The sequence below is a fragment of the Mycobacterium sp. 4D054 genome, from assembly GCF_052245755.1.
Taxonomy (GTDB): domain Bacteria; phylum Actinomycetota; class Actinomycetes; order Mycobacteriales; family Mycobacteriaceae; genus Mycobacterium.
Map to the genome: position 1 here is coordinate 20,051 of NZ_JBQQCF010000057.1, position 12,164 is coordinate 32,214.

General features: G+C 65.9%; 11 protein-coding genes. 7 read left to right on the forward strand and 4 right to left on the reverse strand.

Annotated features, from left to right (window positions below; genetic code table 11):
* Positions 1-35 precede the first annotated feature (35 nt).
* From crcB (ACTWP6_RS26460) to ACTWP6_RS26470, 3 genes are read left to right on the forward strand one after another with little or no spacing between them, the layout of a single operon-like run.
* A complete protein-coding gene (gene crcB / locus ACTWP6_RS26460; RefSeq protein WP_443189250.1) occupies positions 36-581 on the forward strand; it encodes a fluoride efflux transporter CrcB in 546 nt (181 codons plus the stop codon).
* Positions 578-946: a fluoride efflux transporter CrcB gene (crcB, locus tag ACTWP6_RS26465; RefSeq protein WP_443189251.1), complete on the forward strand. Its 369-nt coding sequence runs from the start codon at positions 578-580 to the stop codon at positions 944-946. The genes crcB (ACTWP6_RS26460) and crcB (ACTWP6_RS26465) overlap by 4 nt, the downstream gene beginning before the upstream one ends.
* A complete protein-coding gene (locus ACTWP6_RS26470; protein ID WP_443189252.1) occupies positions 943-1,449 on the forward strand; it encodes a universal stress protein in 507 nt (168 codons plus the stop codon). Before crcB (ACTWP6_RS26465) ends, ACTWP6_RS26470 begins: the two co-directional genes overlap by 4 nt.
* Positions 1,450-1,523: 74 nt before the next feature.
* Here ACTWP6_RS26470 and ACTWP6_RS26475 read toward each other — a convergent pair whose 3' ends face one another.
* From ACTWP6_RS26475 to ACTWP6_RS26485, 3 genes are all read right to left on the reverse strand, one after another.
* Positions 1,524-2,300, reverse strand: a complete 777-nt coding sequence (locus tag ACTWP6_RS26475; RefSeq protein WP_443189253.1) for a hypothetical protein — start codon at positions 2,298-2,300, stop codon at positions 1,524-1,526.
* Positions 2,288-3,658, reverse strand: a complete 1,371-nt coding sequence (locus ACTWP6_RS26480) for a hypothetical protein (RefSeq protein WP_443189254.1) — start codon at positions 3,656-3,658, stop codon at positions 2,288-2,290. Before ACTWP6_RS26480 ends, ACTWP6_RS26475 begins: the two co-directional genes overlap by 13 nt.
* 122 nt (positions 3,659-3,780) lie before the next feature.
* Positions 3,781-4,452 carry a TetR/AcrR family transcriptional regulator gene (locus tag ACTWP6_RS26485; RefSeq protein WP_443189255.1) on the reverse strand — a complete coding sequence of 224 codons (672 nt, stop codon included), beginning with the start codon at positions 4,450-4,452 and terminating at the stop codon, positions 3,781-3,783.
* A 280-nt stretch (positions 4,453-4,732) separates the two neighbouring features.
* Here ACTWP6_RS26485 and ACTWP6_RS26490 point away from each other — a divergent pair, with 280 nt between their 5' ends.
* Entirely contained in the window at positions 4,733-5,158 is a 426-nt protein-coding gene (locus ACTWP6_RS26490; RefSeq protein ID WP_443189256.1) for an MmpS family transport accessory protein, read from the forward strand.
* A complete protein-coding gene (locus ACTWP6_RS26495; protein ID WP_443189257.1) occupies positions 5,155-8,076 on the forward strand; it encodes an MMPL/RND family transporter in 2,922 nt (973 codons plus the stop codon). Before ACTWP6_RS26490 ends, ACTWP6_RS26495 begins: the two co-directional genes overlap by 4 nt.
* Here ACTWP6_RS26495 and ACTWP6_RS26500 read toward each other — a convergent pair.
* Entirely contained in the window at positions 8,066-9,175 is a 1,110-nt protein-coding gene (locus tag ACTWP6_RS26500; RefSeq protein ID WP_443189258.1) for a fatty acid desaturase family protein, read from the reverse strand. The genes ACTWP6_RS26495 and ACTWP6_RS26500 overlap by 11 nt on opposite strands.
* Before the next feature lie 412 nt (positions 9,176-9,587).
* On the opposite strand from ACTWP6_RS26500, the gene ACTWP6_RS26505 reads away from it, so the two are divergent.
* Positions 9,588-11,222: a fatty acyl-AMP ligase gene (locus tag ACTWP6_RS26505; protein ID WP_260757025.1), complete on the forward strand. Its 1,635-nt coding sequence runs from the start codon at positions 9,588-9,590 to the stop codon at positions 11,220-11,222.
* 19 nt (positions 11,223-11,241) lie between these two features.
* Positions 11,242-12,042 carry a GAF and ANTAR domain-containing protein gene (locus tag ACTWP6_RS26510; protein WP_443189259.1) on the forward strand — a complete coding sequence of 267 codons (801 nt, stop codon included), beginning with the start codon at positions 11,242-11,244 and terminating at the stop codon, positions 12,040-12,042.
* Positions 12,043-12,164: the final 122 nt, after the last annotated feature.

A 12,164-nucleotide genomic window follows, 5' to 3' on the forward strand; every position in this document is an offset into this window, starting at 1 on the left:
TCGCCTGCGGTGGCTGACATTTTTCGGCAGCGTCGATGAGCCCGCCGCCGGCCGGTCCCGAGAATCGTCGACCGGATTCGCACGCGGAACTGCCGACCGACCCTGATGCCGCACCCGATACCGATGGTGCCGCGCCGCCCACGGCGGATGCGCCCACACGCAGGCCGTTGCATCTGCAACCGATTGCTCTGCTGTGGGTGTTCGGCGGCGGGATCATCGGCACCGGCCTCCGGTACTGGGTGGAGAAGTTGTTGCCTCACGACCCGGCGCACTGGCCGTGGGGAACGTTCCTGGTCAATCTCGTCGGCGCGTTCCTGTTGGGCGCCCTGCTGGAGGGTCTGGCCCGCGCCGGCGAGGACGCCGGCTGGCGCCGCCGCGCCCGACTGTTCGCCGGCACGGGCGGGTGCGGGGCCTTCACCACATACAGCACGTTGTCGTTGGAGGTATCGATGTCGGCAACGCACCATCAACTCGTCACGGCGGTCTCCTACGGGGTGGCCAGCGTCATCATCGGAACCCTGATGGCCTGGCTCGGCATCGTGACAGCCGCGGAGGTCCATCGACGTAGGGCAGCGGCATGATTGCGGCGCTCACCCTGCTCTTCGGTGCGCTCGGCGCGGTGACCCGGTTCGTCCTCGATGCCGCCGTCAAACGCCGGTGGCCCACCCCGTTCCCGTGGGCCACCTTCGGGATCAACGTCTCGGGGTCGTTTCTGCTCGGCGTGCTGGCCGCGGCCGTGCTGTTCCACGGGCAGCCCGCGGCGTGGCAGACCGTGATCGGCACCGGCTTCTGCGGGGGCTACACGACGTTCAGCACAGCGAGCTTCGAGACGGTTCGACTGATCCAGCAGAAGGCTCGCTGGCGCGCCCTGATGAACGCGTTCGGCTCGCTGCTCGCCTCGGTGCTGGCGTGCCTGGCCGGCCTGGGTCTGGTGTGGGCACTATGACCGATGAAGGAGGCGGAGTGACCGGCGACGTCACCTCCGGGCAGCGCCCGACGAACTCGCCGCAGCTGGTGCTGGGTTGGGACCTGCAGCCGACGAGTTCCTCGGCGTTGCGGTGCGCGGTCGACCTTGCGACCCGCCTTGGTGCCCATCTGCACGTGGTGCATGTGGCCGACGCCGAAGATCTCCCCGTCGATCCGGACGCCTGCGATTGGGAGGAGCAGCTCGATCAGCGGCTCGCCGATGTCGAGACCACCGCTCGCAGCCTGCTCGACGGGATGGATACGACGTGGACGTACCACGACACCCGGGGACGGCCCAGCGATGCCCTCGCCGAGCTTGCCGAATCCACCGACGCGCTGATGATCGTCGTCGGCGCACAGCGCGGCGGCATGCACTCCTTCCTCGAATCTCTCGCCGGGGAATCGGTGTCTCGCCAGCTGACCCACCGCCACGGCCGGCCGGTGCTCGTCGTACCCGAACCGCGGGGCACCCGCCAGGCATAACCACCCCCCTCATTGAGATCGCGGTGAGGGTCGCGGTTGGTGGTAAACCTCCGCCGCCAAGGCGATCTCGGCGATCAGGCGGACAGGTCGAACCTGCCCTCGGCCAACCGTTTCGGAGCGCGACCGTCGACCAACTCACTGCGGTCCTCGGGATGTTTCCAGTAATGGCGCACCAGCCAATACAGTCCGGCACCGCCGGGCACGTAGAGGTCAGCCATGCCAATGATCTCTTCGCCGCCGTCGCGTAATCGAAGTACGACCGCACGAGGTGCTCGCCGCGACTCCGCGTGAGCGGTAACGTCAACGACGTTGTCCCATTCGAAGATTCGCACTGAACGGATGTCGGAGTTCTCGATCACTGCCGGAGTCAACGTGAGATGGCCGAATCCGCGTCGACGCCAAGCTGTGATCAATCCCCAGACCATCGTGCACAACACCGCCGCTGCGGCCCCCACCCACACCGTGCGCAAAGCTCGTGTTTCCGCGAACTCGATTGCACCCACCGGCGCAGCCACCACGAAGATCAGCAGACTTGGTACGGCCGCCACTACACCAGTGACTATCAGATTGCTGGTACGTCGGTCCAGCAATACGGTGAATCCTGTTGCCTTACTGGCTGTACGCAGTGTAGTTCGTCGCAAAATCACCAGCAGGATCGCGGAAGCGAACAGGATCAGAAAGGCGAAGAAACCTAGTGTGACCGCCAACGTGAGATAGCTACCTCGTGTTGAAGCTGTCACTCCGAGACCAAGGTAAGCAAAAGCGAAGCCGACGCACGCCGAGATCGCGACGACGGCAAACCTGCTGCCACGCCGCCATTCCACGGGCTCCGGCAGTTCTAGTACGGACATACGACCTCACCGATGAACTTGCCCATTTCCATGCCTCCGGCGGCACCGAAGCCACCGAGCACGACTGCCCCGAGCGGGACGGTCAACGGCGCGAGGGGACCGCCGAGCACGCCGATAGCAGCCCCGGCTTCGGCCATAGCCCAGCCCCCGCTTCCGCCGGCGACACCGGCGACAAGCGCGATGCAGCGGTCTTTCCCCGACTCCGCCATCACCATGTCGAACACGGTGGTCGCCGCGCTCAGCGCCGGCCCGCCGAACTTCATCGCCTTGCCGATGTTGTCGACCGACTCGGCGGTGAGCATCGGCAGCGAACCGCCGCGGGCGATGTGCTTCTCCAGGCCGCCCATGCCTGTTGTGGTCGCGATGGAAAGGTTGTCGATCAGCTCGACCGGCACGGCGCTGTGCCGTCCGTCCGGCGTCGTGAAACCGGCCGTCCGGTAGCCCGTCGGATCCATCGACATCGTCAGATGCGAACCGTCCGCGTAGGCGATGGTGGTGTAGTCGCAGTCGTTGCCCAGGTCGTGCCAGGAACTCGTCCTGGCGATGAAGTCACCGTTCTTGTCGAACTCCTCCATCTGGAAGAAGTTCTGTTTACTCGGCCACTCGAACGGATCCATCCGCGTGGTGATCGCCTTGCTTCCGTCCTGTTTGATCACCGTCGTCACCTCCTCGCCGTACCGGTTCGTCGAGTAAACGACCTCGCGGATGTGCTGCTGCTGATCGGCCGCGCGGATCGCCTCCTGACCTGCCAATCCGAGGGGATTGCGCGGATCGGGCACCTGGTCGGGCGGGCGCTGCGCTGTCGGCAGCAGCAGGCCCCCGAGATCGGCCGGCGGACCGGGCTCCACGAAACCGGCCTCCTTGCCCGCCGCGATGATCGCGTCGGCGGTCGCGTTGTCGGCGTCTCCCACCGCGCCGAGCATCGTGTTGATCTCTCCTTGTTCCTGCATCGCCAGGGCCTGCAGTTTCGCCATCTCCTCTTCCGACGTCATCATCGGGTCGATGAGCACGACCCACTGGTCGGTGACGTTGAGCGGGCCGGCATCTACCTGGTCAGCCTTGGCCAGCAGCGCCGCCCGGGCACCGCCGATCGTGTTGGCGCCGTTTTTCAGTGCTGCCGCCACTGCTTTCGCGTAGTCGGTGAATTGCTGTGCCTTGATGTCGGCGCGGCCGAACATCCCGGTCGCCGCGTCATGTGCATCTCCCGACCATCCTTTGACCTCGGGAAGCCGATTGACCGCGTCGTCGATGCCGGATACCGCCGCGCCAACCGATGTGCCGCTGGAATCGACCGCGCCCCCGCTCGCGCTCAACGCGTCCGGGTCCCAGCTTTGCAGCGTTGAGCGGGAAGGCAGCACAAGGGTTGATTCTCCCTCAGCTTCGGAGGGGTTCGGCGCAACATTTGGCGCGGGGGTCTTTGTTTCCCAGATACCGCCATACCGGTTGCCGGACCAGCACGGGCGCACCGAGGGCCCGGCGACTACGGCTCCACCACAGCAGTGGGCGGCCAGCGGTTCATCGCGGCCTCCAACTCGGCCTGAGTCAAAGCGCCGACCGGCAACCGGTCCTGCCCCGTGTGACATCGCAAGCCCTGCAACAGGATCGCGACGTAACGTCGCCACAGGTCGGCCGACACCTCGGCCGAATACTCGCTCACTGCGCCTGCCATCAAGCCCAGCAGCGGCATATCCGTCGCCGATACCTCAGGACGCAGATACCCGTCGCGTTTGGCCCGCTCGACGAGTTTCGAGATCCGCGGATGCAGCCGGGTTCGGCCCGCGTCCACCCGCCCTCCGCAGGACGCCCTGCTGAACGCGATCTCGCGCAAGCCGCGGTCCGTCGCGGTCATCTCGCTAAACTGCCAGACGAAGCTGGACAATCCCTCCCACGAGTCCTCGGCGTCCAGTGCGGACTCGGCCAACACCACGAGCTGGTCGATGCCGTCCTCGAAGATCGCCTCGAACAACGCCTCCTTGGTCGGGAAGCGCCGGTACACCGTGCCGACACCCAGACCGGCGTGGTGGGCGACCTCGTTGAGCGTGGCCTCCAGCCCGCGCGTGGCACACAGCTCGCGGGCTGCTTCGATGATCCGTCGCCGGTTGCGCTCGGCATCCTTGCGCAGGCCCGACGCCTGCGGATCCCCAGCACTCATGACGGCGAGTCTACGGACCGCAGCCGCCGGCCTCGGCATCCTTGCCCACGCCACAGCAGCAATTGTCAATCACCGGCCCAATTAAGTGATGTGCCTTACCAAAACACAATAACCGGATTGACTCTATCCACTTGCAGGCTTAGATTCCCTAACGATCGCATGCCGTCTGATGTCCGCGGCGTCCCTCGTCGAAAGGCACGACCTTGCCTGCACCTTCCGCGTGCGCAGAAACTTCCCGGAAGACGCTGCACGGCAACCTCACTCACCTCCGGAGCAAACGGTGATCGCCGTCGTCAAACGGGTGTGGCTGCCCATGCTGGTGGTGGCCGCGGTGGCGGTCGGCGTGCTGAGCGTGTCGCAACTGCGCTCCGTGTTCGGATCTGACGGCGCGATCGTGACCCCGGTGGACGCCGACACCGCAGAGTCGTTCAACCCCAAGGTCGTCACGTACGAGGTCTTCGGGTCCGGCTCGTCGGCGACCATCAACTACGTCGACCTCGACGGCAAGCCGCAGCGCACCGGCGAGGTGCCCCTGCCCTGGTCGCTGACGCTGGAGACCACGCTGCCGTCCGTGATGCCGAACATCATGGCCCAGGGCGACGGCCACACCATCGGCTGCCGGGTCATCGTCGATGACGAGGTCAAAGACGAAAGGACGGCCGACGGGTTGAACGCCGCGACGTACTGCCTGGTGAAGGCAGCATGACTCTTCTCAGCAGGCGGACCGGCGACAGCCCGGACGACGCGCCCACCGATTCGATCCCGGCGACGCGGCATGCGGCGACCTCGCGGCCCCGGCTGCCGCGATTCATCCGCGCCTTCGCCATCCCGATCGTCCTGGCCTGGATCGGTATCGTCGCGTTCCTCAACACGGCCGTGCCGCAGCTCGAAGACGTCGGCAAGCTGCGTGCGGTGTCGATGAGCCCGAACGACGCGCCTGCACTGATCGCGACCAAGCACGTCGGCGAGAAGTTCCAGGAGTACGACACCTCCAGCTCGGTGATGATCGTGGTGGAGGGCGAGCAGCCGCTCGGGCCGGACGCGCATGCGTTCTATGACGAGGTCGTCCGCGAACTCGACGCCGACACCACCCACGTCCAGCACGTCCAGGATTTCTGGGGTGACACGCTCACCGCGGCCGGCGCGCAGAGCATCGACGGCAAGGCCGCTTACGTCCAGGTGTACATCGCCGGGGACCAAGGCGAGGCGCTCGCCAACGAATCGGTTCGGGCGGTGCGTGACATCGTCGAATCGAACCAGGCTCCAGACGGGGTCAAGGCCTACGTCACGGGTCCCGCGGCGCTCACCACCGATCAGAACATCGTCGGTGACGCCAGCATGAAAACCATTGAAGGCGTGACGATCGCGATCATCATCGTGATGCTGCTGATCATCTACCGGTCAGTCGTCACGATGCTCGTCACCATGACGATGGTCTTCGTCGGATTGTTCTCAGCCCGCGGCATCGTCTCCTTCCTCGGGTACCACGAGGCGTTCGGTCTCACCACGTTCGCCACCAGCATGGTGGTGACGCTGGCGATCGCCGCGGCCACCGACTACGCGATCTTCCTGATCGGGCGCTATCAGGAAGCCCGGCGGTCGGGCATGGACCGGGAATCGGCGTACTACGACATGTTCCACGGCACCGCCCACGTGGTGCTCGCCTCGGGCATGACGATCGCCGGGGCCACGGCGTGCCTGCACTTCACCCGGCTCCCGTACTTCCAGAGCATGGGTTTCCCGCTCGCGATCGGGATGACGATCGTGGTGGCCGCCGCGCTCACGCTGGGGCCGGCGCTCATCTCGATCGTCACCCGGTTCGGAAAAGTGTTGGAGCCGAGGGGCAACGGCCGTGCCCGAGGGTGGCGGCGACTCGGCGCGGCCACGGTGCGCTGGCCGGGAGCGATCCTCGTGATGGGAATGGTGCTGTGCCTGGTGGGGCTGCTCGCGCTGCCCGGCTACCACACCACCTACAACGACCGCATCTATCTCCCTGATGACGTGCCCGCCAATGTCGGCTACGCCGCGGCTGACCGGCACTTCTCCGATGCCAAGATGAACCCCGACCTGGTGATGGTCGAATCCGATCACGACATGCGCAACCCCGCCGACTTCCTGGTGATCGACAAGATCGCCAAGTCGCTGGTCCGCGTGCACGGAATCGCCTCGGTCACCACGATCACCCGCCCGGACGGCAAACCCATCAAGCATGCGTCGCTGGCGTACACGCTGGGCCAGAGCGGCACCGGCCAGTTGCTGAACAACGACTTTCAGCAGACCGTGCTGGACAACACGCTCCAGCAGGCCAACGAGATGCAGGTGACCATCGACTCGATGGAACAGATGCAACGCATCACCCTGGAACTCGCCGATGTCACCCGCCGAATGGCCGACAAGATGAGCGACACGTCGGCGAACCTGACCGAAGTTCGTGACCACCTGGCAGATTTCGACGACCAGTTCCGTCCGCTCCGCAACTACTTCTATTGGGAGCCGCACTGTTTCAACATCCCGATGTGCTGGGCGCTGCGCTCGATCTTCGACAGCCTCGACGGCATCGGCACGATGTCCGACGATTTCACCGAACTGGTCCCCGACATCGAGCGGATGGCGCAGCTGACACCGCAGATGGCGGCGCTGATGCCGGCGATGATCCAGACGATGAAGAATCAGAAGCAGATCATGCTGAACCAGTATCAGGCGCAGAAGATGCAGCAGGATCAGAACATCGCCATGCAGGAGGACAGCACGGCGATGGGCGAGGCGTTCGACACGGCGCGCAATGACGACACCTTCTACCTGCCGCCGGAGGCGTTCGAGACCGCGGACTTCCAGCGGGGGATCAAGCTGTTCATGTCACCGGACGGTAAGGCGGTGCGCTTCACCGTGTTCCATCAGGGTGAGCCGCTGAGCGAGGACGGCACCGCCCGGATCGAGCCGTTGCGCATCGCCGCCGCCGACGCCGTCAAGGGCACCCCGCTGGAGGGATCGACGGTCTATGTCGGCGGTAGCGCGGCGATGTACAAGGACATGCAGCAGGGCGCCGACTACGATCTGCTGATCGCTGCTGTCGCGTCGCTGATCCTGATCTTCCTGATCATGGTGATCCTGACCCGAGCGGTGGCGGCGGCAGCGGTCATCGTCGGCACCGTGGTGCTGAGTCTGGGGACGTCCTTCGGCCTTTCGGTACTGATATGGCAGCACATCATCGGCATCCCGCTGGGTTGGATGGTGTTGCCGATGTCGGTGATCGTGCTGTTGGCCGTCGGCGCCGACTACAACCTGCTGCTGGTGTCGCGGATGAAGGAGGAGATTCACGCCGGGCTCGGCACCGGGATCATCCGGTCGATGGCCGGCACTGGATCTGTGGTCACCGCAGCGGGTTTCGTGTTCGCGTTCACCATGATCGGCATGGTGGTCAGCGACATGATCGTGATCGGGCAGGTCGGCACCACCATCGGGCTCGGGTTGCTTTTCGACACCCTGGTCGTGCGCTCGCTGATGACGCCGTCCATCGCGGCGCTGATGGGCCGCTGGTTCTGGTGGCCGATGCATGTGCGTCCTCGCCCGAAGCCGCAGCCGTGGCCGAAGGCGCAGCCCGCCGAGAGTGCGCCTAGCGTGTGACTTCCGCGGAAAAGCCCGCGCTGAGCGCACTCTCGGCGAGGGCAGGCGGGTCCGGCAGCGCCAGTCGGTGGATGATCCGCAACGTCGACCCGTACTGGCGGGCCAGCGACCCCGTGAGGTAGGGCAGGCCGTACTTCTCACAGAGCGGGCGCACCCGACGCGAGATCTCGGCGAGGCGGTTACTGGGCAGGTCCGGGAACAGGTGGTGTTCGATCTGATAGCACAGATTGCCGCTGGTAAAACCCAGCAGCCGACCGGCCTTGAAGTTGGCCGCGCCCAGCATCTGCCGCAAGTACCATTCGGCCCTGGTCTCGCTATCCAGCACGTCGGCGGCGAACTTCTGGGTGCCGTTCGGGAAATGCCCGCAGAAGATCACCACGTATGCCCACAGGTTGCGCAGCAGGTTGGCGACCACGTTGGCCTGTAGGGTCCTGCGCCAGCGTTTGACGCTCAGCGCCGGCCAGAGCACGTAGTCCTTGATCCCCTGGCGGGTGATCTTTCCTGCCAAAGACTTGAATTGCGAAATCTTTTCATCCCGCGGGCTTTCCAGATCGACGCCGTGCAGGGCGATCCCCCATTCGAAAGTCAGTGCCAGGAACAGGTTCTGCAGCGGCTGCAGCAGATGCCTGCGTCGCCAGGGTTGATCGGTGGTCACCCGCATCACGCCGAACCCGAGATCGTCGTCGATACCGAGCACGTTGCTGTACACGTGGTGGCGGTAGTTGTGCGACCGCTTCCACTGCGACGACACCGCAACCATGTCCCACTCCCACGTGCTTGAGTGGATCTCCGGGTCGTTCATCCAATCCCACTGCCCGTGGGACACGTTGTGGCCGATCTCCATGTTCTCGACGCTCTTGGCGAAGCCGAGTGCGGCGGTCCCCACCACCCACCCGGCGGTCGAGCGGGTGGTGGCGATCAGCAAGCGCGCCGCGACGTCGAGTGCGCGCTGGAATTTGATGGTCCGCCGGATATAGGCGGCGTCGCGCCCACCGAGGGACTCCTCGATATCGCTGCGGATCTCGTCGAGCTCGCGTCCCAGACTCTCGATGTCCTCGGGGCTCAGATGGGTGTAATGGGCGATGTCGGCGACAGCCATGGTGGGTCCTAGAGTCGTTCCAGCTGAGGGCGCGGAGACTGACCCTGAAACCGAAGTGTGCGGGAACCGGTCGACGGTGTGCGAGGAAGCGGCACCACGCGTCGGCGGGTTGACTTCACACTACCCGATGGCGCAGGGTGAGCACCGGCTCGACCGGCGCGCCGATGATCAGTTGCGCCCAATGCCCCGACACCGAGGCCGGGCGCGCTACGGTTTACCGAGGTTGACCATCCAGCCTCACGGAAGCGTCACGGCGGCGACCCTGATCCCCGCCGATCCACGCACGACGCCCTCCGTCCGTTTCTCGGCGTGCGACATACCAAGAGTCCGTGCCTCGGCGGCACCGCTCCCCGAAGTGGGCCATGCCCTCAATTCACCAGCGCGTGCGCGCTATAGCCGCAAAGGGCTGTCTATGAGCCGATTCACCGAAACCATGTTCGCCAACGCCGAGCGAAGTACCAAGGGCTTCCACACCGGCGAGCCCCACTCGCCGCTTCGGCAGTCCTGGGCAGCAGTGCACCAGCGCGCGCGCAGGATCGCCGGCGGGCTGGCCGCGGCCGGCGTCAACGCCGGCGATGCGGTCGCGATGCTGGCCGGTGCGCCGGTCGAGATCGCGCCTGCCGCTCAAGGCGTCTGGATGCGCGGCGCCAGCGTCACGATGCTGCACCAGCCCACACCGCGCACCGACCTGGTCCGCTGGGCTGACGAGACCACCGCCGTGATCAGCATGATCTCGGCCAGGGCCGTGGTGATCTCCGATCCCTTCATGGCGGCCGCCCCAGTACTGGCCGGCCTGGGCATCACCGTGCTGAGCATCACTGATCTGCTCGCCGGGGAGCCGATCGATCCCGTCGACACCGACGACGACGACGTCGCGCTGATGCAGTTGACGAGCGGCTCCACCGGGTCGCCGAAGGCCGTGCAGATCAGCCATGCCAACATCGTCGCCAACGCCGAGGCCATGACCGCCGGCTGCGCCTTCGACCTCGACACCGACGTGATCGTCAGCTGGCTGCCGTGCTTCCACGACATGGGGATGACGGGGTATCTGACAGTGCCGATGTACTTCGGCGCCGAGCTGGTCAAGATCACCCCGATGGATTTTCTCGGCGATATCTTGTTGTGGCCGAAGCTGATCGACAAGTACCGGGGCACGATGACCGCCGCGCCGAACTTCGCCTACAACCTGCTCGCACGACGGTTGCGCCGGCAGGCGACGCCGGGCGAATTCGATCTGTCCTCACTGCGATGGGCGCTCTCGGGCGCCGAACAGGTGGATCCGATCGACGTCGAGGATCTCTGCGCCGCCGGTGCCCCCTTCGGCCTCAAACCCGAGGCGGTCATCCCCGCCTACGGGATGGCCGAGACGACGGTCGCCGTGTCCTTCTCCGAATGCGGCGGAGGCATGGTCGTCGACGAAGTGGACGCCGACCTGCTCGCCGTGCTGCACCGCGCGGTCCCGGCGAGCCGGGGCCACACCCGCCGCCTCGTCACCCTGGGCCGACCGTTGCAGGGCCTCGAGATTCGGGTCGTCGACGAAGACGGCGCCGAGCTTCCCGCCAGAGGTATCGGCGTCATCGAGGTCCGCGGCGAGCCGGTGACCAAGGGCTACGTCACCGTCGCCGGCTTCATCGGCGCTCAGGATGAGCGCGGGTGGTACGACACCGGCGATCTCGGCTATCTGACCGAGACCGGCCACGTCGTGATCTGTGGGCGTCTCAAAGATGTCATCATCATGGCCGGCCGCAACATCTATCCCACCGACATCGAGCGTGCCGCGGGTCGCGTCGACGGGGTACGGCCCGGATGCGCCGTCGCGGTACGGCTGGACGCCGGCCGGTCGCGGGAGACGTTCGCAGTCGCGGTGGAGTGTAAACACTTCGAGGATGAAGCCGAGGTGCGCCGCGTCGAACGGCAGGTGGCCCACGAGGTGTTCGCCGAGGTCGACGTGCGACCGCGCAACGTTGTGGTGCTGGAGCCCGGCACCATCCCGAAGACACCGTCAGGGAAGCTGCGGCGTGCGCATGCGCTCTCGCTGGTGAACTGAGGAGTATCCTCCATTGGGCATGGCTGATTTCGATGCACAGCCCGGCCGGGCCAGGCAGTCAGATCTGTCGGCTGCGCAGCGCGAAGCCGACGAGATCGACTTGTACGTGGCACTGACTGGCGTGGCAAGCCTGGTCGCCGACGCCCGGCCCGCAAGGGAACTGCTCGGCGCCGTCGCAGAGTTCGCCACCCACGCCCTACCGGGCGTCGACGGCGTCAGCATCACGTTGGCCGAGTTGGGCCAATCCATGATGGACGTCCGAATGACCTCGGCCACATCAGGTTTCATTGCCGAGATAGACCGGGTGCAGTACGAGGAGTTACGCGAGGGACCGTGCATCACCTCCATGCGCACCGGCCGTGCCGCCGTCAGCGGCTCGCTGGGCAGCGATGACCGCTGGCCGCGCTTCGGCGGCCGAGTGGCCCGGATGGCGGTGCATTCGGCGCTGTCGCTTCCCCTGATCATCGACGATCGCGTGATCGGGGCCATCAATGCCTACGCCCGTGCCCGCGACGCCTTCGGAAACCACGCCGTGGAGGTGGGCACCCGCTTTGCCGTGCCGGCGGCGGCGTCGGTGTACAACGCTCAACTGCTGGCCAGTGCACGGGAGCGCACCGAGCGGCTGCAGCGGGCCCTGGGCAACCGCGCCGTCATCGATCAGGCCATCGGGATCATCCGGAGCCGCTCCGGTGTCAGCGCGGAGGACGCCTTCGACCGGCTCAAGCGCCTGAGTCAGGCTGACAACGTCAAACTCGTGGCGGTCGCCGAGCAACTCGTGGACGAGGCGGTGCGCCGGGCACGCGCCCGACAGAGCCCCTAGCCCGGATTTTGCGTGGTAATTGGTGTGGGTTCGGTGTGATGCCGAGTTGTGTTGTTGGGTAGTGGTTTTCGTGTGGTGGCGTAGAGGTGCTGTCCCGTGTCGCCGGGTGGGGCGGGCTTTCC